Below are 22190 nucleotides of genomic sequence, written 5' to 3'. Positions count from 1 at the left end.
TAACGTGAGTTCGATATAACTACAATGGTAAATACAGTTGTTTTGTGTCAACGAAGTTCATCTTTAGGGAAGGTTTTTTGTCGTTGAAATTATAGGCAATCAATGCAGCGAATAAGTTGTTGAAAAAGTTTTTAGGACTTCTATGGCGTGAGTGTTCTATTTGACAAATATTCTTGAGTTGGTCGATAATAGTTTCTGCGATTGCTCTCTTTCGAAGCATGATTGCATCCATTATTGGAGTTAGCGAGGTGGACTTCATATTACGTTTGAGTTTTGTAATCAAGTGTATTCCTTTGCCAAATAAATCGCTAAAAAGTGCTCTTGAAATATAGCCTTTATCTCCGAAGAGTTTGCCCCATAGTTTTGAAATAAACGAGCTGCTTTTTAGTGGAGTTCTATCGTCAACATTTGCCGGAGTAAACTGTACATCAATTAGTTGTCCTATATCATTACAAACCATATGAAGTTTAAAGCCATAGAACCAGCCCAGTGAACATTGTCCTCTTTGTGCAATTCCTTTAAAGGTTTTATGCTGATGAATTCGTCGATTATCACAAACTCTCAAAGGTGTAGAATCCACGAAACTTATTCCAGTACAATCCCCCAGTCCAAAGCTTTTTAAATACGCAAAAAGATGAAGCATACTAGCCGAACAAAGCTCAGTCATCCTGTTATAACTCACCGTTTTTGGAAACATGTCATTAAGATGTTTACACACATAACCTAGGTAGAAATCTTTAAAAGTTCTAAAGCCTGAATGATGAAAAGCCACCTGAATTGTCATTACTTCTGACATAGAAAGCGCACTAGGTTTATTCCTAATTTTTGCCTTGCCAATAAGCTTTTCGTTTAAAGCTGGTTCAAATTCTTTACAGAAATCATCAATTGAAACAAAAATTTCGATAATTTTAGACCTTGAAAACATAGCGGATTGTTTAGTTAACTATTTGTAAATAAGCACTATAAATATACTAAATAGTTCGCTATTTCAATCAAAAAAGCTGTCTTTTTTATATCGAACTCACGTTAAATAGTCTTTGCGCTCAGCCTCCGACACGCTCAGGCTCCGACGATACGCGGATAATGTTGGGAAGATGATACGTAAATTGGTGAACGTCGCAATCCCGATAGCTATCGGGACTATTTTCTATCTTCTAAAAATCAGCCTTCGACAAGCTCAGGCACCAACGACACGTGGGTTAGGCGGGAAAACACGGTACGTTAAGTGGTGAACGTCGTAAAGTCTAGCCTCTATCCCGATGGCTATCGGGACTAACTTCTAGTTTCCCCTAAAACGATACGTTAAGTGGTGAATTCATCGAAGTCTTAATACTTAATACCTTAATCTTAATACCTACTCCAAAAAATATGCGGAAAACCCGTAGCGATATGTCGATTTTTTTTCAAAACTTCGCCTCGATGGGGGCGGGTGGGATGGGGAGCGATTCCCACGTACGAAATTCCCAGAGATAAATTTTACGGAAAAACCGTAAATTGAAAAGAACTTCGACCGGCTCTAGCAGCAACGATTCGCATCACTAAAACAATTTGATGACTAGCTTAAAATATCTTGCAATTGATTTTACGTCTTCGGCATCATATTTGTTTTAATAAGTTTTACATAATCAACAACATCATGAAAAACAAATTAATGATTGCCGTTTTGGCTCTGGGATTGAGCTTCACGGCTTGTAAGAAAGAAGTTACCACTGAAACTACTGTAACCAGCGAAGGTACAGACACAACGGCAGTAACAAAAACAACGGTTGTAGAAACACCTGCGGTCGACACCAAAGCGGCTGAAGATGCCGTAGCAAAAGCAAAAGCCGAACTTGAAGCTGCCATCGCTAAAGGCGACAAAAAAGCGGAAGAAGCTGCAAAGAAAACTCTTGCTGAAGCCGAAGAAGCTTGGGCAAAACTTAAAGAAGGTGCCGCTGAAGGTGCTGCAAAAGCGGGCGAAGCCGTAGATGAAGCAAAAGCGAAAGCGAAAGAAGGCTACAACGAAGCTTTAGAAAAAGCTAAAATCAAATAATTGCATTTGACTTGTAAACAACAAAACCCCGGAAATCCGGGGTTTTTTGGGGATAAAATGGCCGTTTTCACGGCCATTAAAACAAAATAACAACTAGAAATTAGCGTTTAACCAACTTTCTAGTTACCACTTCTGAACCGTTATCTGTCGCAAATTTAACGACATAGATACCGCTTGGTAAGTTAGACACATCCGTTCTGATAGCGTTTTCGCCCTCAGAAAGTACAAATGTATTACGTTGCGAAAGTGTACCTGTATAGTTGTAAATAGCAACCTCAACTTTTCCTGCTTTCAATGCTGTTGCGGTGAAATCAACATGTGATGTTGCAGGATTTGGGTACATTTCTGAAAAAGATACTACAACTTCCTGAGCAGCTGGCCTGAATTCACATGTTGGTTTAGTAATCGTGAAACGACGAGCGCTACTTACAATATTCAATCCACAAGAGTTTCCTGATTTGCTAACCGATAACGTTGAAGTAACTGCCATATCGTTTGTAAAAACAATCTGAATTGTGTTAGTTCCTTGACCTGACACGATTGAACTTCCTGCTGGTGCGATCCAATTAAAAGAAGTAGCTAACGGATCTGGTAAAACCGAATAGGTAACCGGCTGACCAAGTGTTTCACAATCTACAACAGCAGGACCAACTGGAACAGATGGAGTTGCTAAAGATCTAGTAATTCTAACATTTCTTGGATTAGAAGTTGCGCAACCATTCGTAGAAACAAATGAAATTGATCCTAATCCGTCATAATTTACTGGATAAAGAATGGTGAACGTTGTATCTGTTGTACTTGCAATTAAATTACTTGTATTGCTTGGGTTTGATGGCGTTGTTAAAACAGATCCAACAGGAGCAGTAATCGACCATGAATTAGCGAAACTTGGAACGGTTGTGGTGTAAGTATATGCTCCACTTGTTGGGCAAATAGCAGCTATTTGTCCTGATGTTATAGTAGGCGTAGATGGAAGTCTGCGTGTAACGGCTAATACACGAGGTGTTAGCGATGTTCCTACTCCATTTGTTGTAGTAAGTGTTACCGAACCAGTAGCAACAAATTCGTTCGTGTAAAGTACGGAAATCGAATTTGTTCCCTGACCTGAAACTATGGTTGCGCCAACTGGAACTGTCCAATTATAGGTTAAACCCAAAACTAATGCTGTAGTGTATGTTACTGGAGTTGAAGTACCAACCACCGAACATGGATTTGCCGTAGAAGCAGTTACCGTACCTGGAGTACCTGGAATTGCAGCAGTTGCTGTATAGGTTCGTGCGCCCGACTCGCAACCTGCACTAGATACTGCTTTCACGGTAAACACAACAGGACCAGCAACTACTTGAGCAGCTGATAAATTAACAACTATACTATTTGTTCCAGCTCCAGAAGTAATTGTTGCTCCGGTTGGTATTGTCCAATTGTATGAAGCTGCATTTGCAACAGGAGCTACAGTAAGCGTTAAAGGAATGTTAGTTCCAATAAGATTTCCGATTGTTGAAGAACTAAATGTATTTCCGTTTACTGTACCAGATACTGTACCTGGAGTAGAAGGTGCCCCAACAATATTAACCACAATTTGTACGCGGCTTCCTTCTTGACCTGAAGGGGTAACTTCAGAAACCCAGTAGTTTCTTACACCTAGAGAGCTTGTTGGAACTGCAGGTGGTGTAGTAGTGAAAGTACCTCCGGTTGCAACAGTATACCAACGTAAAGTATTCGCACCATTAGGAGTAGCGGTAAGTGGAGCAGCTGTTGAATATCTGCAAAGGAAAATTGGAGTCGTAACAGTTGGTAATCCAGGACCAGTAACGGCAGCGATAGCCGTATCTGTAAAACTTGCTCCCGACAATAGTGGAGAACCCGTTGCTGGACGATAATCTAAACCTGTATAGATAGTCGCATCTGATGCATTATAAGGAGCTGCTAAAAGACCTGCACTAGACGTTTGACTTGAATTGTTGTTAGCCGCAAACCAAGCAGTGATATTAAATGAAGGGTTCAAACCTGCCGTTAAAGTACCCGGAGAGTTTACTTGAAGAACTCTGTTTGGTGTAGTGATACCTGCGATAAGATTATTTTTAAAAATCAAGGTGTTGTTTAACGCATTTGTTTCAGTAGTTAAACCATCAATGTGTAACCCTTCTGGGTAATCCATAAACACGGAGTTGTATATTTTAATCTGGCAATTTCTTCTCAAACGAGCAGCTCTTTTGTAACCATTTGCAATAGTTCCACCGTTCGGCAAAGTCAATCGGAAAGAAGGTCCGATTAAAGTCATGTTAGAGAAAATTGCACTGGTAAAAGGAGATGCCGCGGCGCCGGTAGCATTGTTATCTACTTCAAAACCTTCAGAAGTTGAAACCGCTGGAGCATCAGAAATTTGTGGGTCACGAACAGATAATCCAAATTGTACAACACCGTTATAACCATTGTCTGCATCCCAATCGTCGTCTAGATTTCTATACGCAACCAAATACTTACAATTTACAGAACCTCCGAACCATTCAAACGCATCGTCGTTTGTATACGAAACTTGCACGTGCTCTATAGTAGTAGCACGACCTACAGCACCCATTGTTAAACCATTGATTTCAGCATTAGTTGCATATACGTATCCACCAAATTCAATTCGAACGTACTTAAGAGTTCCCGAATTATCATTGTCGTTTGGCGTAGTTCCGCCACCGAATGTGGTATTTGGAGTTGGTGCAATTCCTTCTATATTACCTAAACCTCCATTTACGTTATACGAGCCGTTACCTAATAAAACTACTCCACCCCAGTCGCCACGCGCTCTTTGTCCTGGCGACTTGTCTGAGGTAAAAACAATAGGCTGTGTTGCGGTGCCGATAGCGTTTAGCTTTGCTCCTCTTGTTACGATAAGAGCCGCCCCGTTAGCAATTTGATCTCCTAATACAACTACTCCGGGCTGTATAGTTAGAGTGGCGTTGTTAGTTACATATACCTGCGTTTTTAAAACGTAAGTGTTTCCTGTTGTCCAAGTTGTATTCGTTGTAACATTACTGGTAACGTTTACCAAATTGGTGGTTGGATAAACCGTATTCTGCGGATCGAAATTTGTCCATCCGTCTGTCCACATTGCTGTGGGTGCAGGTGCAAATGCGCCTCGGTATGAGGTTGGCATAATCTGTGACCAAGCTAGATTACCTAAGAAAATCAGGCAGGCTAGAACATAGATTTTTTTCATTTTGTGTTTATTTTAATTGTTAAAAGTTTAATCAAAACTACAGCGGCAATGTTAGGTTAAGATTAGGTGATTTTTGTTAAAACGTCATTAAATAGTTAAGTATATTAAATTGATTGTCAATAATTTGACCTAAAAACTGTAGGTAACCGCCAACGAGAAAGTTCTACCAAAACGAGTGAGCCAAATTTGGTCGTCGGCGTTCTTATCGTAACCATTTAAATTCTGATCATCGCCGGTAAAAAACTGATTTATGCTGCGCGATACTCCCGTTACTTCTTTCTGATTTAAATTTCTGTTGTGGTAAAAAATTAAATCTTGTGCAAGCAAATTCTGTCCGTTAAATCGAACCTCAACTTTGTTTTTCAGAAAAGATTTTGTGAGTTGCAAATCGATAAATGTTCTGGCTTTTTCCCACAAAGTAGGCTCGGCTTCCACATTTCCAACTATGGCAATTCTGTTTCCAACTCTATTAGCATTTAACGAAGCCGACCAGCCGTAATCTTTGTCTACGTAAAGTAAACCACCATTAAATACGTATGGAGATTGCCCTTGCATAGGTCTCGACTTTTCAAAATCTGTACTTGCGGCTATGTTTGATACATCAACTTCCGAGCGAATTATTGCCAGATTGCTAAAAAGGGTTAGGTTATTCAAAAACTTGGATCCGGGCTGGTTGAAAACGGAGCCCAGCAAAGCACGAAACTCAATCTCCCCTCCATAATTGTAGGCCGCTTTAGCATTTTGATATGAAATTTCTTTGTTGTTAACTCCTGCTTTAATTTCTATCGGACTTTTGAAGTCTTTGTAGAATAAGGAAAAGGAAAGTAACTGACCTCGTCCTGGGTAAAACTCGTATCGGAAATCAGTATTTTCTATTAAAGATCTCGATAATGTTGGATTCCCAGAAGTGATAAATTGTGTTGTGAAATCGTAAAATGCAAATGGAGCAAGCTCTCTGAACTCGGGTCTATTAACTGTTTTGGAATAAGAGAATCGCAAATTCTGCTTCTTGTTAAGCGCTATGATAAGATTAACACTTGGTAAAAAGTCAAACTTAGTTTCGTTGATTTTTAAAACTTCCGTTTCGGTTAATTGAGTGTCCAACTGCTGATTAAAGTTCTCAACTCGTGCTCCATATATGATATGCAAAAATTTATACGAATTATCCATCATCATGTAAGCCGCATACAATTTGGAATTTGCGTCGTACGCATCGAAGTATTTGGTTCCATCGTATAAAGTAAATCCTCCTACTCCTGGAGCTATAATTCCCATATTTGCTTGATTGAATATCTCCTCGTCTGGCAAATACAATAAGTTTTGGTCGAAAACTAAATCTCCAACACCTCCCAATTGATTGTAACTAAGTTGTCTAGCATAAAAATCTTTACTTCTATACAGTCCAGAGAGACCAAATTTTAGTTCTTGATCGCCGGTTTCTGAAGTCGAAAACTTTTGCGAAATGTCAAATCTCCCGCTGTAAATACGCTCGTTGTTTTCAGAAAAGAAAAGTCCGCCACCATAATCGGGTCCTGCATTTCCGTTAGCTATATTAGCGGTAGGTGTTATGTCGAGTTCATTCGGATTTTCAGGATCAATATAATCCCGGAAACGGGTGTAGATATTTCGTCTCAAGTTTGGAATATCTCTTTGCACCGAACTGTACGACGTATTCCAGCCAATTTTAATTTTGTCTTTCGGAAAAAAATGCTCGCCGTAAATCTGAGAGGTGAAAATTTTATTGCTGGTGAACCAACGAACCGTAGATGAAAGTAAAAGTGGATTTGTTGAAGCCGAGGCTTCAAAAGGGATTCCGTTTCGAGAAACAACACGGTCGTCGGAATTAATACTCAGCAAATTCTTGAAACTAATCGTATTATTTGAATTAAATTTCAAGGATGCATTTAATAAAGCTCCGCCTAAAACTTGCTCAACATAGTTTTCATCAAAGTAATCGCTGTACAGTGCCGTCGGCTCGCCAACGGCCTGCTCTTCAAAATTTCTACGAACTGTCTCATTAAAGTTATTACTTCTATTGTAGGTCACCGCTCCTATCAAACCTAAAGTCTTTTCACCTATTTCAAAAGTGCGCCCAATGGAATACTGAAAACTAAAATTTGGGGCAAAGTTCTTTTCCTTCAATCGCCAATCGGATCTAAAATTCTTTGCCAATTCAGCTCTTTGTAAGTAATCTAAATTTAAAAACGTGCGGTAATCCGGGAAATTACTTGGTAACGCTCGGGTACCATCGTCTATTCCTAGCCAATCGGTTTTACCGCCTTCGTAGTACAACTGCTTGTTTCCTGTGGTAACAGTATTGTATCCGCCACCTAAACTTAATGAAGAAAAATTCTTATCCGGAATACTTTTCGTGTTTACTTGGATAATTCCTCCGGCGAACTCTCCTGGCATGTCTGGAGTTGCAGTCTTAGTAATAATCAAGTTATCCAACATATTTGAAGGAAATATATCGAAGGAAAACGCTTTTCGGTCTGGTTCAGATGATGGTAGCGGCGAGCCATTCAAGTAGGCAGCATTATACCTGTCGTTCAATCCACGAACAATTACAAAGCGATTATCTTGAACTGATGCTCCGCTAATTCGTCTTAATACATCCGATGTATTCTTATCCGGAGTCCTACGTATCGTCTCTGCTGAAATTCCGTCGGAAACGCTAATACTGTTTTTTTGTAAGGTTAGGAGCGACTTTACTGATTCTGTGGCTGCTCGCGTTCTTGTGATGACAACCTCTTCTAATTTCGTTTCGTTTTTTAATAGAGAAACAACCAATTCAGAAATTTCATTGGAGATAATTTGCTGATCTGTAATTTGCTTAGTCGCATAACCATCTGCAGAAAATTCAATCTCATATATTCCAGCTGGTATATCACGAAAAATAAAATCTCCATTTTGATCTGAAAATTCTACTTTCCCAAGCTGTGAAATCATGATAGAGGCGCCAGAAATCGAAGCTCCATTGCTATCGGAGAGGACCTTCCCTTTAAGAACACCATTTTGAGAAAATGACTTTAGCGCACAAAAAGTCAGTGCAACTAGAAATACGATACGCATGTTGGTTTTTGGGTTTTGTTTTGTTGTGTGCGAAGCTAGGAAGGCTAGGTAGTTTACTAGTTAACAGCATTTTACTAATCTATTAACAAATACCAAGCTTTTTATTAAGTTTAGGTAAATTTTGTTAAGCTATTGTATCTAAGACCTTTATGCTTTAACACCTAACTTTCTCTTTGGAAAAAAGCTGTTCGATAGGGAATAAAAGCGAAAAGCTACTCAACAATTTAACTAAAAAACATATTTTCCAGAACGATACACGACTATTACAATTTCTTAACAAAAGCTGTTCTTGATTTACAGAATAATAACTTTGGGTTAAAATATTTGAGCAGAACGCCTCGTTACTTTTGCGCAAACAAAACGACGCAAAACCATGAAACAACTAGTTCTGAGCATCCTTGCTTTTCCCGTATTTGCGTTTTCGCAGAGCGACTGTAATACGGCGGTTACCATTCAAGGCAACAACACTTATAATATTACCGCTTTTTCAGGAACTTCAACAACGCCCTGTTTCGGTCTTCTTACAGAAAGTGGCGAAGCACTTCAAACGCACTGGTACAAATATACTGCTACTCAAAGTGGCTTGGTATCAATAAGTTCGAACTTACCAGCTAATGAATCCCCGAACAGTGAAAATACGCGATTAAGTATCTTGACGGGAAATTGTGATGCCTTAACATGCTACGACTCGGCAGATGATGTTGACGCCGCAGCGCAAAATTTCTTAACCAATCTCACTTTTCCTGTACAAGCTGGAAATACCTATTTCATTGTATGGGATTCGTTTTATGAAAACAACCCTTTCGAATTCGAATTTACTTTTACACCGCAATCTTGTACACGTGTATATTATATCGATGAGACGAGTAACAACTCAAACACTGAAATAACACTTAATTGGGAGCCGTCTGTAAATCAGCCACCTTCTTATACTGTTCAATATGGCTTGCAAGGATTTACACTAGGAACAGGCACCTCTATTTCCACAAACGAAGCTCAAATAACTCTTGCTTCATTACAAGCGGGAGCCACTTTCGACTATTACATCCGCGCAAATTGTAGTGGAAATCAAGACAGCGAATGGTCTGGGCCGCACCGTTTCACGCTTACCAAAACAGTGCCTTATAATTCAGGCTTCGACTCAACCCAAGAACTAGGAGGCTGGACTCGAGTAAACGGTTCTCCTAACTTTAATTTGGTAACAAATGCCGCGAATGCGCTTTCAGCACCGAGCTACTTTTTAATGAATGCATTGGTTGGCCAAACTAACAACTATTGGCTAATAAGCCCAGAAATATCTCTCGAAAACAGTGCTGACTATATCATCACCTTCAATTTTAGAACGAGTAGTGCAAGTGCTAATCGAACACTTACGTTAACACTTGGAACTTCTGAAGATCCTTCGACACATACACAGATAATCGCCGCCGAACCAGCATTAAACAGCAACCCAGGCTACAGTGCATTTACCTACAGCTTTACTGTTCCGACCACTGGTCAATATTACATTGGCCTACACGACACATCGTTTGGTGTTATTAACAGCTCATTGCGAATAGATAATTTCCTAATTAGTTCAAATCTAAACATTGACTCACTAAAGTCCGACGACATTTCAATATATCCAAATCCAGCAAACGAAACACTTTACATAAAAAATGCAGGACGTTCTAAAATCGACCAATTAGAACTGTTAGACTTTGAAGGCCGATTGATCCGCAGCCTTTCGGGAGATTTTGACAACCAACGCGGACATTCGATTTCCGACCTTTCTACAGGCGTTTATCTTGTAAAAATTAGTTCCGGTAACATGAAGTTAATCAAGAAGTTGATTAAAAGGTAATCGTTTTGATGCAAATAAAAAGCTGTTCGAATAGTAAGCACGAACAGCTTTTTTTGCAAAAAGTGATTCTGTCTCTCCCTACATTGTTGTGATTCAGCAGCTTAAAAATCGATGTGCAAAGTTCAACCTGAATTGAAGTGAATACCAAAGTGTGAAAACACAACGGCAACTAAAAACGAAACATATTTCTTTTAGAAACTATTTGTTTCGAGAAAGAAATAAACTAAAAGTCTACTGTTACTCTACGGTCGGAACTCTAAGCAAAGAACGTGAAACAACGAAGTCTCGAGAGTATTTAAAAAAGAGCTAACAAATATTCTATCTCGCAATCAGCGAATCAAAATTGAGCAAAAAATAAGTCTGTCTGAGATTTTCTAAAACCGATATCCAAGCTGTAAATCGCCCCGGAAAAGAAAATCGGGAGCATTTTCTGGCTGACCTAAAGTTCGACCACCACCGAGCAAAATTTGAAACACGAAGCCCGTCCGGTTAATCCACTTGTAACCTACGCCCATTCCTAAGGAGGCGGCACTGTACTTTTGCTCGTTTTCGCGCGTGTAATCATTGTTTCGACCACTGCTGTACTTCGCAAAACCTTCTACAAACAATCCTTTGGCAGCAAACGCTTTTTGTTCTTGGAAATAAAAACGCGCAAAAGGTGTAACCGAAAAATCTTCCTCCCAATCGTTGTCATTCCGTCCGTTCACTAAAATCGAAGTTCCAAATGTGAAATCCTCACTTTGAATATGCTCATAATTTAGCTCTACTATAGGTCCGGCTAATAGTTTAACCATCCCAAATGTAAACTCGTGCTTCCGCTCAAATATACTGCTTGAACTCGGCTGGGCAAATGCCAAAAAAGAGAAGAAAAAGAAAAAAATTGTCGTTTTCATATTGCTTGCTTTAGCTCATATAAACGCGAAACGTATTTTCCAATAACATCGAACTCGAGGTTAACGGAATCGCCTACTTTCAAATACTGAAAATTCGTATGCTCATAGGTAAACGGAATAATCGCTACAGAAAAGGCACTCAAGGTGGAATCGACCACCGTTAAGCTTACGCCATTCACCGTGATCGAACCTTTCGGAATGGTTACATTTCCTAGATTTGTGTTGTATTGGAAGTGATATTTCCAGCTTCCGTTTTCATTTTCCACAGCAGTGCAAACCGCGGTCTGATCTACGTGTCCTTGTACGATATGTCCGTCTAAACGATCGCCTAAACGCATGCCGCGCTCTAGATTCACGCGGTCGCCCACACTCCACGAACCCAAAGTTGTTTTAAGAATCGTTTCCTGAATTGCCGTTACTTTATACGATGCACCTTCAATAGCAACAACGGTTAAGCAAACACCGTTGTGTGCGACACTTTGGTCGATTTTTAATTGATGGGTAAATTCAGATTCGACCCAAAGATGTACGTTGGCGTCGGTGTGTTCAATAGATTTTATTTCTCCGAGAGTCTCAATGATACCTGTAAACATAAATAGTTGAAATGTCTTAGCTTTGCGCTATCAAAAATAGTCGATAAACGCCGAGATCTATGAAAAGAACTGAAAATATTATTATTGGAATTTCCATTGGCGATTTAAACGGCATAGGTCCTGAAGTTGTGCTCAAAACCTTCGAAGATTCGCGCATGCTCGAATTGTGCACTCCGGTGATTTTCGCTAATGTTAAAAGCTTGTCTTTCTTGCGTAAGAGCTTTGAAAGTACGGTAAATATTCACGGAATCGACAATCTAGAACAACTCGTTCCTGGCAAGTTAAACGTGCTTAATGTTTGGCGCGAAGGTTTCGATTTGGCCCCTGGAAAACTCGACGAAACGGTTGGCAAGTATGCTGTAAAGTCGTTCAAAGCAGCCGTGGCAGCAGCGCAAGAGGGAAAAATTCACGCTTTAGTGACGGCCCCGATCAATAAAATTAACATCCAAGACGAAGATTTTAAATTTCCCGGACACACCGATTATTTAAATGAGCAATTTGAGGGAAATGCACTCATGTTAATGGTTTCCGACACGTTACGCGTTGGTTTGTTAACCGATCACGTTCCGCTGGCAGAAGTAGCAAGTAAACTCAACGAGGGACTGATTCGCAAAAAAGTCGAAACTTTACAAAAGTCGCTTATTCAAGATTTTTCAATTCGCAGACCACGTATCGCAGTTCTTGGTTTGAATCCTCATGCAGGGGATGGTGGCGTTATTGGTGTGGAAGATAAAGACATAATAGCTCCGGCCATTAAAAAGCTATTTGATGCCGGAACTTTGGTTTTTGGGCCGTATCCTGCCGACGGATTTTTCGGTAGCGGGCAATACAAGCAATTCGATGCGGTTTTAGCTACGTATCACGATCAAGGATTGGCGCCGTTTAAAACCTTATCGTTTGGCGGGGGCGTAAATTTCACTGCTGGACTAAATGTGGTTCGAACCTCGCCGGATCACGGAACAGCTTACGACATCGCTGGTAAAGGAAAAGCCGATGAAACTTCATTCAAAGAAGCTGTTTATTTGGCAATTGATGTATTTCACTCGCGCGAACACTACCAAGAAATGACCGAAAATCCGCTGAAAACAAAAGAAAAGCAGTTGTAAACAATTTTTTGTTTATAACCTTTTGCCAAACAAGTATTTTATCTATCTTTGCACTCCAATTCCCAATACGGGTTTTGGTATTGGTTTTAAGTATGTAATCGTATTTAAAGTCAATCAATTACAACTCAGATGAAAAAGTTAAGCGAATTTTTAATTCCTTTTGCGGGATTAAAGCTGGGGAAGCATCCGTTTGAGTTTCAGATTGATAAAACGTTCTTTGAATCATTTAGTTTTGATGAGTTTGAATCGGCTTCAATACATGTAAAGTTAGTTTTAGAAAAGAAAAGTAACTTTTTGGAATTGAGCTTCAAACATCAAGGTACGGTTTATGTTCCGTGCGACTTAACTGCCGAGTATTTTGATTTGCCGATAAAAGGTAAGATGAAAATGGTGGTTCAATTCGGCGAAACTTATAACGACGACAACGAAGAGTTGCTTATTTTGCCGCACGGCGAACACCAACTCGACGTTTCGCAACTGATTTATGAAATGATTGTTCTTTCAGTCCCTGCGCGAAAAGAACATCCCGGCATCAAAGACGGAAGTTTAAAATCGGCTGCTTTAGATAAACTCAACGAGCTAAAAGTTAAAGAAATAAAGCCACCTAGTGGTGAAAATGAAACGGAAACAGACCCTAGATGGGACAAATTAAAACAACTATTAAAAGATAAATAAAATCAGGTAATGGCACATCCTAAGAGAAAAGTCAGTAAGACAAGAAGAGATAAGAGAAGAACGCACTACAAAGCAGTAGCCGCGCAAATTGCAACATGTCCAGTTACTGGAGAAGCACACTTGTATCACAGAGCCTACTGGCACGAAGGTAAAATGTATTACCGTGGTCAAGTTGTAATCGATAAATCTGTTGCAACTGTTTAAGCAGCTGTAAAATCATATTCCTAAACTCTCACCCGTACGTGAGGGTTTTTTTTGTTTATAGCTGTTTATTCATATCTAAAGCCTCTATCGAAAAGCGCATGGAAAATTTTTGTAATTTCAACCACTTTTCTGAGGCGATTGCAAAATCAGAAGTTATTACCGTATGAGCTCAATTACTGCCGCAATTACTGCCGTTGGCGGATATGTCCCCGACTTTATCCTAACCAACCAATTGCTTGAAACAATGGTCGATACCAACGATGAATGGATCACCACACGAACCGGAATCAAGGAACGCCGCATTTTAAAAGGCGAAGGTTTAGGAACTTCCTTCATGGCGATTAAAGCCGCCGAAAACCTGATCGAAAAATCAGGACTCAATCCCGAAGACATAGATTGTGTTCTAGTAGCTACTACTACTCCCGACTTACCTGTGGCAGCAACGGCTGTTTACGTGGCGAGCCAAATCGGAGCAGTAAATGCTTTCGCATACGACATACAAGCTGCCTGCTCCGGCTTTTTGTACGGCATGTCAACCGCCTCGTCATATGTTCAGTCCGGACGTTACAAAAAGGTTTTACTTATCGGCGCAGATAAAATGTCGTCGATAATCGATTATACAGACCGTGCTACCTGCATCATTTTTGGCGATGGAGCTGGAGCGGTTTTGTTTGAACCCAACCACGAAGGTCTAGGCTTTCAAGACGAATTTTTACGAAGCGACGGAATTGGCCGCGAATTCTTAAAAATTGATGCCGGAGGTTCGATTCTTCCCGCTTCCGCAGAAACGGTTGCCAACAAACAACATTTTGTTTTTCAAGACGGTAAAACCGTATACAAATACGCGGTTTCAGGAATGGCCGATGTGAGTGAAAAAATTATGCAACGCAACAATCTTACTAAAGATGATGTTGCGTTTTTAGTTGCTCATCAAGCAAACCGACGTATCATCGATGCAACAGCTTCTCGAATGGGTATTGAGGAAGAAAAAGTACTGGTAAACATTCACCGATACGGAAACACGACCTCTGGAACTCTTCCACTTTTGTTAAGCGACTTCGAATCGAAATTTAAAAAAGGAGATAATCTTATCTTTGCTGCTTTCGGCGGCGGATTTACATGGGGTTCTATTTACCTCAAATGGGCATATTAACGAACAACGAAAACTAAACATTCAGTCTTATGGATTTAAAAGAAATTCAAAACCTCATCAAATTTGTATCCAACTCAGGTGTTGCCGAGGTAAAACTTGAAATGGATAATGTAAAAATTACAATCCGCACTACCGTCGAAGGAAGCACTCCTGAAATTACCTACGTGCAAACTCCGGCTGTGGCTCCAGCATTACCTCAACCTGCGGCGCAAATTCCGGTTTCAACACCAGCAGCCCCTGCGGCAACAGCAGCTCCTGCCGCCGATGACTCATCGAAATACATCACTGTAAAATCGCCAATTATTGGAACTTTCTACCGCAAACCCGCTCCAGATAAGCCTATGTTTGTTGAAGTAGGTTCTACTATTGCAAAAGGCGATGTGCTTTGCGTAATCGAAGCCATGAAATTGTTCAACGAAATCGAATCTGAAGTAGCTGGAAAAATCGTTAAAATTCTAGTTGACGATTCGTCTCCTGTTGAATTTGACCAACCTTTATTCTTAGTTGATCCATCATAAGCGTTCTAGTTCGGAAAAACCGTTCTCGTTAACATTAACTTCAAACTACACGATTATGTTTAAAAAAATATTAATTGCCAATCGAGGCGAAATCGCACTACGTGTTATTCGTACTTGTCGCGAAATGGGCATCAAAACGGTGGCTGTATACTCGACCGCCGATGCGGAAAGTTTGCACGTAAAATTCGCCGATGAAGCCGTTTGTATCGGGCCTCCTCCGAGCAACCTCTCTTACCTAAAAATGTCGAATATCATCGCTGCCGCGGAAATAACTAACGCCGATGCTATTCACCCAGGATACGGTTTCTTGTCTGAAAATGCTAAATTCTCGAAAATCTGTGCGGAACACGGTATCAAATTTATCGGAGCTTCGCCAGAAATGATTGAAAAGATGGGCGACAAAGCTACGGCTAAAGCAACCATGAAAGCCGCTGGTGTACCTTGCGTTCCTGGATCTGATGGTATTTTGGAAAGCTTTGAACAAGCAGCAAAAATCGCCGAAGAAATGGGCTATCCTGTAATGTTGAAAGCAACAGCGGGCGGGGGTGGAAAAGGTATGCGTGCCGTGTGGAAAGCAGAAGACCTTCTCAAAGCTTGGGAAAGCGCAAAAATGGAAGCCGGTGCAGCCTTCGGAAACGACGGCATGTACATGGAAAAGTTAATCGAAGAGCCGCGACACATTGAAATTCAAGTGGTAGGAGATTCTTATGGAAAAGCTTGTCACCTTTCAGAACGCGACTGCTCGGTACAAAGACGCCACCAAAAACTTACGGAAGAAACGCCTTCGCCATTTATGACCGACGATCTTCGTGAACGTATGGGCTTAGCAGCTGTTAAAGCAGCTGAATACATTAAGTACGAAGGTGCTGGAACAGTCGAGTTCCTTGTGGATAAGCACCGCAATTTCTATTTTATGGAAATGAACACGCGTATCCAAGTTGAACACCCGATTACAGAACAAGTAATCGATTACGATTTGATTCGCGAACAAATTCTTGTTGCCGCTGGTGTTCCAATCTCAGGTAAAAACTACTTGCCTCAGTTGCATTCTATTGAATGTCGCATCAACGCAGAAGATCCGTATAACGATTTCCGACCTTCGCCAGGAAAAATTACAAACTTGCATACTCCTGGAGGTCACGGAGTGCGTTTAGATACACACGTTTACTCAGGTTATACAATTCCGCCGAATTACGATTCAATGATCGCTAAGCTCATTACAACGGCACAAACCCGTCAGGAAGCAATCAACAAAATGAAACGAGCACTCGATGAGTTTGTGATTGAAGGAATTAAAACCACCATTCCTTTTCACCGACAATTAATGGATGATCCGAGATATGTGGAAGGAAACTACACCACAAAATTTATGGAAGATTTCCACATGAAGTAAAAAAAACAGCGCCTTGAGCGCTGTTTTTTATTGAGCTGTATAAAACTCCTCAATCAACTCAGCTTGACCATCGCCGTTGTAATCGCCGATTGTTCGTAAAACCAAGCGCGAGGCACTTAAACTAGCAATATCTGCACTGCCCTGTAAATTACCTAGGTAACGAATGGAAATCGTTTTATTAGACAGGGTATACGTATAGTTATCAGTTACCGGTTCGCAATTTAAAACATCAACATCTAACATCGACCCATCTGCGCGAAATTCGATGTAGTCTTTTCCGCAAGTTTCGTGTCCATCGTAGGGATATACGAAACTTAAGGTCTTTGTTTTATCGTGGTACCACTTTCGATTCAACAAACTTGGATCGAAGCTCTCTTCATCATTACTACAACTAAGCATTACCGAACCTAAAGCCAGTACGCCAAAAATAAGAGTCTTTTTCATAAAATAATTTTTTGTAAAGATACACCGGCAAGATTTATGCCAGCTGAAGTTGAATTTGATTTGCTAAATCTTGGAACTCTTCTGCTGAAAGTTTAACCTTATTCTGAAACCGCATCTCGTCCATTTCGTTTAAAGGGATTAGGTGGACGTGTGCATGCGGAACCTCAAGCCCAATAACCGCCATTCCAACACGTTTACAAGGAACAGCTTTTTTTAAACCTGTAGCTACCCGATGTGCAAATTGCAACAGGGCTGTGTATGCTTCATTGTCCATGTCGAAAAGCTGATCGATTTCTTGTTTGGGAATACACAAAGTGTGGCCTTTGGCATTCGGATTTATATCCAAGAAAGCCAAGTGCTTTTCGTCTTCTGCAATCTTATAACACGGAATTTCACCCGCAATTATCTTTGTAAATAAACTAGCCATTAGTCGCGTGTTACATCTAAAATTTCAAACTTAAGCACGCCATTAGGAACGGTAATCTCAGCAATATCGCCTTTTGACTTCCCTAACAGGCCTTTTCCTATTGGCGATGTAACCGAAATCTTACCCGACTTTAAATCGGCCTCACTCTCAGCAACTAAGGTGTAGTTCAACTCCATCCCGTTTGCTTGATTTTTGATTCTCACTTTTGAAAGCACGAGCACTTTCGATGTGTCGAGCTGACTTTCATCTATCAAGCGGGCATTAGCATAAATGTCCTCTAATTTTGAAATGCGCATTTCCAGTAAACCTTGCGCCTCTTTCGCGGCGTCGTATTCTGCGTTTTCACTCAAATCGCCTTTGTCTCTGGCATCCGCAATATCTTGCGATGCTTTTGGACGCATGACGTTTTTAAGATAATCTAGTTCTTCTTTAAGTTTTTTTAATCCTTCTGCGGTATAATATGATACGTTACTCATGTATGTTTTTGTGTTTTTGAATCAACAAATCTGAAACTTGTTATTGGTTTTGTAAGTTTTTGCCTGCGGCTATAAAAACAGAAAAAATCCCGCAGGGCGGGATTTCTCTTCACAAATATAGCAAATTTTCAAGTGCTACTAAAAAATTTTGCAGAACTAAAGGCTAGGCGTACGTATAAAGATGTCAAAAAATAAATTTTTAATTCTTGCGTTTTTACATCACGTATCTTTGCGGACGTATGAAAACTATGAAAAAATTTGTCCTTGGCATTTGTGCCTTAATGCTTTTAGGTTGCGAATCCGACAACGTGCGATTTCGCAATCCATACCTACCCGAATACAATTTTTCTATTGAATTAAATCTAAACTTGCCTTCATTTAGTGGTTTAACTTCAAACATTAATCCGCAGCTCATTCCCGACAACGGATCGGGTGTAACATTAATCGTGATGAAAGTTTCTGATACCGATTACCGTGCTTGGGATGCCTTGTGCCCAAACCAGTTTCCCACAACCTGCTCGCAATTAACCATCAACGGTATTAATGCGGTATGTCCGTGCGACGATTTCGAATACAGCCTTTTCACAGGCGTTGGTACCGAGGGCGAATACACGTTAAAACCGTATCGTGTGCAAGTTATCAATCCGCGATTGATTCGGGTTTACAATTAATTTCTTTTGAAGCTAATCGCGCTATCCGTTGCAAGTGTGCTTGCGGCGCCCGTTTCGCTGAAGGCGCAAAAGTAGCTTCCGTTGGTCGCTCTTTTACACCGCAGCTCAAACGGCCTCCGCTGCGCACGCTTTCCACTGCTATCGCGGCTAGGGCAATCGTTGCCAAAAAAACAAAACTAGACCTCATGCGCATAAAAAACTTTTCATCTTCTTGATTTAAAAGCTAATACTAACAATTTATAGCGCAATTTATTTGCAAAACGAAGAATTCATCTCGTGACTTGCAAAATCTAATTCTTTAATACAATTTTAAACAGGCATCTTTTACAGTAACATTAAATGCGTACTGTCCCATTTCTTCCAAAGTTCGTTTTGGCTGGCTTAAGAAATACTCAATGTCGTAATAATGGTTTACTTTAATTTTACATCTGTACAGATACGTGGGAAGATTCTTTTCAATTCGTTCTTTGTCTGCCTTGAAAACAGCTGCGTACAGTACTTCTCCTTCAGAAATATGAGAATCTGCAAGCTGTTCGTAGTTTAAATGTATAATCCAAGCACCTGAATAATCACTGTGTTGTAATTTTTGGCACGCAGCTATTTTATCGGCTACTTGGGGCGCAATTTCAGCATTCGCTGTAAAAAACTTTTCCCCAACTAGACTCCTTTCCTTTGAAAAAATTATTCGTGTATAATGGAAAGTGTATGTTTTTACAACGATTGTATCATGCTGGAATTCATATTTTTGCGCACTAACTAGACTTGCTAAAGTCAGCATTATTAGTAAAGTAAACTGTTTCATAAGTCCTAATTTAAAATCCAGATGTCGATTCGTGATAAAGGAATATCCAAACGGCAACCTGTTATACAATATCCCGGGACGATAGTTCCATTTGAAATTAATAAATCAGCATGCTCTGAGGCGTTGTAAAGATCGCGCTCTGGGGTTGATACGGAGGAAAAAATACCCCGTTTGTTCGTTATAAAATCAAGTCGTAAGCTATTGTCATTTGCGGCATTTGTGGGAAAATAGCTTGAATGATTTCCGTTTATCGGCGTGCCGTTAGCCCCATCATCTGTGCCAAATACTTTTTTCATTCATTCAAAGCTTTAGCATTTAAACAGAAGTACTTGTCGCATAACTCTGTACCGTCACCTCTAACTGTTTGTCCCGCAATATAAGGAATCTCAATACCACTTCTTATTAAAGCTGAAACCTGCGTCCTTTCGTTTGTATTTTGAGAGATGAAATTTAGAGTTTTTAATCTATGATTCGATCTCTCGAATATTTTCAATCGCCGGCGTGAACGTTTGAGATTTCGAACCGAAGTATGATTTTGTAAAGATTACAACATCAACGTCATTCTCTTTAGATGTTATTAGGTGTTGCGCAAGTACGTTGTTGCTGTTAATAACGACGAATAGTAACAGAAGTACTTTTCTCAGGCTTTTCATGTACTTGCAATGAGCGTTTGTTAATTGAATGCCGCTTGTAGTACGGTAGAACGTTTTTGTTGCCTTAACTGAAAATTCCCTACAGCTTTGGCTTTACTTTATTCAGCATTTCCAAATGTAAGAATTTCATTTACAATAAATTGATCGTATTTGTTTCTTTTCTTTACGAGAATCACTATTCTTTTCGTGGAGATTGTACAAAAAAGTGCTCCAAAATCTGTTAGCAGCTTTGTAGAAAGAAAGTCGGTATTTTTTGGCTTAACTTTCTTAGTGCCGCGCTGCTTTTCTTTGGCAACAAAAACGATACTGTCGATGATGGTGTTGCTTTTTATCGTAAATCGATTTTCACTGCCTTTTTTCGAGTGAATTACACTTCGAGTCAATTCTTCGGCAGCGTTGTATTCAAAATAAATGGTGTCGGTTGAATGCTGTGCTTTTGCTATGTTACAGCTAAACAAGAGAAGCATTAAAAATGTCTTCATGTAAATTTATGTTTTTATTAGTTGGGCGCCACAAGTCATTCTGATAAACCAAAGTACTCCATAGTATCTACAATAGTGTACTTAAACTTCTCGTGGTATGGGCTTACAAGTACCATGGGTTTTGTGGAAAGAAAACAGAAAAGAAAACTGAGATTATAGCTAAAATTACTGCGTATGGGTATCCAAAATCGAGGTTTATTCGACTTAACAAAAACTGCTTTGTTCTTTTTGATAAGAAGGTCTAGACTATCACCTCTCGTACCATAGATACGTAGCTTGTTGTAGTTTTTTTCAGCGTGAAACACTTTTGAAGAATCAAGCTGAACTTTAGGATTGTAATAAAAGTAGGCAGTATCTCTGCTAACTTGGGCAATAGTGAGCTGGCATATCCCTAGAATTATTAAAAAATATCGATTCATTAGTTACAAGTTTTAGAGCACATTAATGCACGGCTCGAATAAAAAGTATATTTATTGTACTCAATCGGATTACCAACAATATTAAACTGAAAAGTGTCGGTTTGTGTAAGACCTGGCATACTAGCATATTTAAAAATATCATTCCAAACAAAAAGCTTAATGGTGTTGGTTTCTAGATCGAAATAAGTTTCATTTAAAAGTAAAAGTTCATCTGATTGACTTAAGACTGAAGAGCTAATTTCGCTCAAAATTGACGAGAACGTAAGAATCAAATAATCAAACATAAATGCGTGCTGACTTTGCTCAGTACCATTTACTGTAATGTGACAATTGAAGTCACTATAGAACAAAGTTATCAATTCTTCCAGTGTTTTATTGTTTAAATTCTCGATAGTTGCACCGTTCCCACAATTAATTTTTTTACTGTTCAAAAATGCATGTATGCATTCGTGCAGAATTGTTTTGGTAACATTTATATTGGAAGTGATATTTTCTCCTAAAAACGATTTGCTGATTTTGATTTCGTTAATAAATGTTTGTTCGTTATTAATGAGCGGACCATTGCCTAATTTACATTGTCCATTACCAAATAAGTTATCTTCTACTTTAAAAACTGCGTTACGTCTATTCTGAAAAGATCCGAACGTATTTACAAATAGGTTTTTAAATGCGGGACTTTCAAGTAGTTTGTTGTAAATACAAACAAATCGCGCCCCTTCAAGAGTATCAAGGCTGATGTTTGAAAGATCTACATTCATTGGTGATTTTGCTGATATTTCAGCGTTTATGTATAATCCAGTTTCTAAACTCGATTTAATTATATTATTAGCAAACTCAGTTGCTTCTTCACAATCTGTAGCTCGGAACAACATGCCGTCCAGAGCAACTTCCATCTCGGGATGATGGTTTAAAAAGTCGCGTTCGGGTGTGCCTTGTGGATACGTTGCAGCAAAGTTTGTCTGGCAATCGTTTACAGGAGTTACAACACCTGTAGGTGGCTCTTCTTCATCACAGGGGGCCACAATTTCGGGCTTGGCAATGCTGTCGTTTACCGCCATTCGATAAACTTAAACTGCATGATGGAATCTCTTGTTTCGGCGTAAAAACCGCTTAGACAATAAAT

21 protein-coding genes are annotated in these 22190 nt (G+C 39.7%); 9 read left to right on the top strand and 12 right to left on the bottom strand.

All coding sequences use genetic code 11. The features are described from left to right. Nucleotides 1–19: 19 nt before the first annotated feature. On the bottom strand, nucleotides 20–925 hold the full coding sequence (locus Q0064_RS05265) for an IS982 family transposase (RefSeq protein ID WP_298145360.1): 906 nt from the start codon (nucleotides 923–925) through the stop codon (nucleotides 20–22). A gap of 711 nt (nucleotides 926–1636) precedes the next feature. Between Q0064_RS05265 and Q0064_RS05260 the strand changes: the two genes are divergently transcribed. Continuing rightward, nucleotides 1637–2032 (top strand): hypothetical protein, encoded by a 396-nt coding sequence (locus tag Q0064_RS05260; protein WP_298145357.1) that lies wholly within the window; start codon nucleotides 1637–1639, stop codon nucleotides 2030–2032. Nucleotides 2033–2132: 100 nt separating this feature from the next. Here the strand turns inward: Q0064_RS05260 and Q0064_RS05255 are convergent, their stop codons facing one another. Both Q0064_RS05255 and Q0064_RS05250 read right to left on the bottom strand, forming a co-directional pair. After that, on the bottom strand, nucleotides 2133–5243 hold the full coding sequence (locus Q0064_RS05255) for a T9SS type A sorting domain-containing protein (protein WP_298145354.1): 3111 nt from the start codon (nucleotides 5241–5243) through the stop codon (nucleotides 2133–2135). Between the two features lie 129 nt (nucleotides 5244–5372). After that, entirely contained in the window at nucleotides 5373–8315 is a 2943-nt protein-coding gene (locus Q0064_RS05250; protein ID WP_298145352.1) for a TonB-dependent receptor, read from the bottom strand. Nucleotides 8316–8688: 373 nt separating this feature from the next. Between Q0064_RS05250 and Q0064_RS05245 the strand changes: the two genes are divergently transcribed. Next, a complete protein-coding gene (locus Q0064_RS05245) occupies nucleotides 8689–10158 on the top strand; it encodes a T9SS type A sorting domain-containing protein (RefSeq protein WP_298145347.1) in 1470 nt (489 codons plus the stop codon). Nucleotides 10159–10532: 374 nt separating this feature from the next. Here Q0064_RS05245 and Q0064_RS05240 read toward each other — a convergent pair whose 3' ends face one another. Then, a complete protein-coding gene (locus Q0064_RS05240) occupies nucleotides 10533–11051 on the bottom strand; it encodes a hypothetical protein (RefSeq protein ID WP_298145344.1) in 519 nt (172 codons plus the stop codon). Further along, the gene (locus Q0064_RS05235) at nucleotides 11048–11644 is read right to left on the bottom strand and encodes a riboflavin synthase (protein WP_298145341.1); all 597 of its coding nucleotides are present in this window, start codon (nucleotides 11642–11644) and stop codon (nucleotides 11048–11050) included. Before Q0064_RS05235 ends, Q0064_RS05240 begins: the two co-directional genes overlap by 4 nt. 59 nt (nucleotides 11645–11703) lie before the next feature. Between Q0064_RS05235 and pdxA the strand changes: the two genes are divergently transcribed. The 6 genes from pdxA (at nucleotide 11704) to accC (ending at nucleotide 16693) form a co-directional block, all read left to right on the top strand. Then, on the top strand, nucleotides 11704–12750 hold the full coding sequence (gene pdxA / locus Q0064_RS05230) for a 4-hydroxythreonine-4-phosphate dehydrogenase PdxA (protein ID WP_298145337.1): 1047 nt from the start codon (nucleotides 11704–11706) through the stop codon (nucleotides 12748–12750). Between the two features lie 129 nt (nucleotides 12751–12879). Then, nucleotides 12880–13425: a DUF177 domain-containing protein gene (locus Q0064_RS05225; protein ID WP_298145334.1), complete on the top strand. Its 546-nt coding sequence runs from the start codon at nucleotides 12880–12882 to the stop codon at nucleotides 13423–13425. Between the two features lie 9 nt (nucleotides 13426–13434). Beyond that, nucleotides 13435–13629, top strand: a complete 195-nt coding sequence (rpmF, locus tag Q0064_RS05220) for a 50S ribosomal protein L32 (protein WP_094484962.1) — start codon at nucleotides 13435–13437, stop codon at nucleotides 13627–13629. Nucleotides 13630–13792: 163 nt separating this feature from the next. Then, nucleotides 13793–14782, top strand: a complete 990-nt coding sequence (locus tag Q0064_RS05215) for a beta-ketoacyl-ACP synthase III (RefSeq protein WP_298145331.1) — start codon at nucleotides 13793–13795, stop codon at nucleotides 14780–14782. A 29-nt stretch (nucleotides 14783–14811) separates the two neighbouring features. Further along, nucleotides 14812–15300, top strand: a complete 489-nt coding sequence (accB, locus tag Q0064_RS05210; protein WP_298145328.1) for an acetyl-CoA carboxylase biotin carboxyl carrier protein — start codon at nucleotides 14812–14814, stop codon at nucleotides 15298–15300. A 55-nt stretch (nucleotides 15301–15355) separates the two neighbouring features. Beyond that, a complete protein-coding gene (gene accC, locus Q0064_RS05205) occupies nucleotides 15356–16693 on the top strand; it encodes an acetyl-CoA carboxylase biotin carboxylase subunit (RefSeq protein WP_298145325.1) in 1338 nt (445 codons plus the stop codon). Nucleotides 16694–16720: 27 nt separating this feature from the next. On the opposite strand, the gene Q0064_RS05200 is transcribed toward accC, so the two are convergent. From Q0064_RS05200 to greA, 3 genes are read right to left on the bottom strand one after another with little or no spacing between them, the layout of a single operon-like run. Then, the gene (locus Q0064_RS05200; RefSeq protein WP_298145322.1) at nucleotides 16721–17137 is read right to left on the bottom strand and encodes a lipocalin family protein; all 417 of its coding nucleotides are present in this window, start codon (nucleotides 17135–17137) and stop codon (nucleotides 16721–16723) included. A gap of 34 nt (nucleotides 17138–17171) precedes the next feature. Continuing rightward, nucleotides 17172–17564, bottom strand: a complete 393-nt coding sequence (locus Q0064_RS05195) for an HIT family protein (RefSeq protein WP_298145319.1) — start codon at nucleotides 17562–17564, stop codon at nucleotides 17172–17174. Beyond that, on the bottom strand, nucleotides 17564–18040 hold the full coding sequence (gene greA / locus Q0064_RS05190; RefSeq protein WP_094484967.1) for a transcription elongation factor GreA: 477 nt from the start codon (nucleotides 18038–18040) through the stop codon (nucleotides 17564–17566). Before greA ends, Q0064_RS05195 begins: the two co-directional genes overlap by 1 nt. A 248-nt stretch (nucleotides 18041–18288) precedes the next feature. On the opposite strand from greA, the gene Q0064_RS05185 reads away from it, so the two are divergent. Continuing rightward, nucleotides 18289–18711, top strand: a complete 423-nt coding sequence (locus tag Q0064_RS05185) for a hypothetical protein (protein WP_298145314.1) — start codon at nucleotides 18289–18291, stop codon at nucleotides 18709–18711. 298 nt (nucleotides 18712–19009) lie between these two features. Here Q0064_RS05185 and Q0064_RS05180 read toward each other — a convergent pair whose 3' ends face one another. The 4 genes from Q0064_RS05180 to Q0064_RS05165 all read right to left on the bottom strand — a co-directional run bounded on the left by Q0064_RS05180 (nucleotide 19010) and on the right by Q0064_RS05165 (nucleotide 22125). Continuing rightward, nucleotides 19010–19513 carry a hypothetical protein gene (locus tag Q0064_RS05180; protein ID WP_298145311.1) on the bottom strand — a complete coding sequence of 168 codons (504 nt, stop codon included), beginning with the start codon at nucleotides 19511–19513 and terminating at the stop codon, nucleotides 19010–19012. A 5-nt stretch (nucleotides 19514–19518) separates the two neighbouring features. Then, entirely contained in the window at nucleotides 19519–19809 is a 291-nt protein-coding gene (locus Q0064_RS05175) for a hypothetical protein (protein ID WP_298145308.1), read from the bottom strand. Between the two features lie 455 nt (nucleotides 19810–20264). Next, nucleotides 20265–20648: a hypothetical protein gene (locus Q0064_RS05170; RefSeq protein ID WP_298145305.1), complete on the bottom strand. Its 384-nt coding sequence runs from the start codon at nucleotides 20646–20648 to the stop codon at nucleotides 20265–20267. Nucleotides 20649–21066: 418 nt separating this feature from the next. Then, on the bottom strand, nucleotides 21067–22125 hold the full coding sequence (locus Q0064_RS05165) for a hypothetical protein (protein WP_298145302.1): 1059 nt from the start codon (nucleotides 22123–22125) through the stop codon (nucleotides 21067–21069). Nucleotides 22126–22190: the final 65 nt, after the last annotated feature.

The organism is Flavobacterium sp. (assembly GCF_027490375.1).
Classification (GTDB): Bacteria; Bacteroidota; Bacteroidia; order Flavobacteriales; family Flavobacteriaceae; genus Flavobacterium.
Note: the sequence above shows the minus strand (reverse complement) of the source record. Positions and strands in the feature narration are given on the sequence as shown.

Coding starts and splice junctions, on each gene's coding strand:
- Q0064_RS05265 (WP_298145360.1), bottom strand. CDS start 925: ATGTTTTCAAGGTCTAAAATTATCGAAATTTTTGTTTCAATTGATGAT.
- Q0064_RS05260 (WP_298145357.1), top strand. CDS start 1,637: ATGAAAAACAAATTAATGATTGCCGTTTTGGCTCTGGGATTGAGCTTC.
- Q0064_RS05255 (WP_298145354.1), bottom strand. CDS start 5,243: ATGAAAAAAATCTATGTTCTAGCCTGCCTGATTTTCTTAGGTAATCTA.
- Q0064_RS05250 (WP_298145352.1), bottom strand. CDS start 8,315: ATGCGTATCGTATTTCTAGTTGCACTGACTTTTTGTGCGCTAAAGTCA.
- Q0064_RS05245 (WP_298145347.1), top strand. CDS start 8,689: ATGAAACAACTAGTTCTGAGCATCCTTGCTTTTCCCGTATTTGCGTTT.
- Q0064_RS05240 (WP_298145344.1), bottom strand. CDS start 11,051: ATGAAAACGACAATTTTTTTCTTTTTCTTCTCTTTTTTGGCATTTGCC.
- Q0064_RS05235 (WP_298145341.1), bottom strand. CDS start 11,644: ATGTTTACAGGTATCATTGAGACTCTCGGAGAAATAAAATCTATTGAA.
- pdxA (WP_298145337.1), top strand. CDS start 11,704: ATGAAAAGAACTGAAAATATTATTATTGGAATTTCCATTGGCGATTTA.
- Q0064_RS05225 (WP_298145334.1), top strand. CDS start 12,880: ATGAAAAAGTTAAGCGAATTTTTAATTCCTTTTGCGGGATTAAAGCTG.
- rpmF (WP_094484962.1), top strand. CDS start 13,435: ATGGCACATCCTAAGAGAAAAGTCAGTAAGACAAGAAGAGATAAGAGA.
- Q0064_RS05215 (WP_298145331.1), top strand. CDS start 13,793: ATGAGCTCAATTACTGCCGCAATTACTGCCGTTGGCGGATATGTCCCC.
- accB (WP_298145328.1), top strand. CDS start 14,812: ATGGATTTAAAAGAAATTCAAAACCTCATCAAATTTGTATCCAACTCA.
- accC (WP_298145325.1), top strand. CDS start 15,356: ATGTTTAAAAAAATATTAATTGCCAATCGAGGCGAAATCGCACTACGT.
- Q0064_RS05200 (WP_298145322.1), bottom strand. CDS start 17,137: ATGAAAAAGACTCTTATTTTTGGCGTACTGGCTTTAGGTTCGGTAATG.
- Q0064_RS05195 (WP_298145319.1), bottom strand. CDS start 17,564: ATGGCTAGTTTATTTACAAAGATAATTGCGGGTGAAATTCCGTGTTAT.
- greA (WP_094484967.1), bottom strand. CDS start 18,040: ATGAGTAACGTATCATATTATACCGCAGAAGGATTAAAAAAACTTAAA.
- Q0064_RS05185 (WP_298145314.1), top strand. CDS start 18,289: ATGAAAAAATTTGTCCTTGGCATTTGTGCCTTAATGCTTTTAGGTTGC.
- Q0064_RS05180 (WP_298145311.1), bottom strand. CDS start 19,513: ATGAAACAGTTTACTTTACTAATAATGCTGACTTTAGCAAGTCTAGTT.
- Q0064_RS05175 (WP_298145308.1), bottom strand. CDS start 19,809: ATGAAAAAAGTATTTGGCACAGATGATGGGGCTAACGGCACGCCGATA.
- Q0064_RS05170 (WP_298145305.1), bottom strand. CDS start 20,648: ATGAAGACATTTTTAATGCTTCTCTTGTTTAGCTGTAACATAGCAAAA.
- Q0064_RS05165 (WP_298145302.1), bottom strand. CDS start 22,125: ATGGCGGTAAACGACAGCATTGCCAAGCCCGAAATTGTGGCCCCCTGT.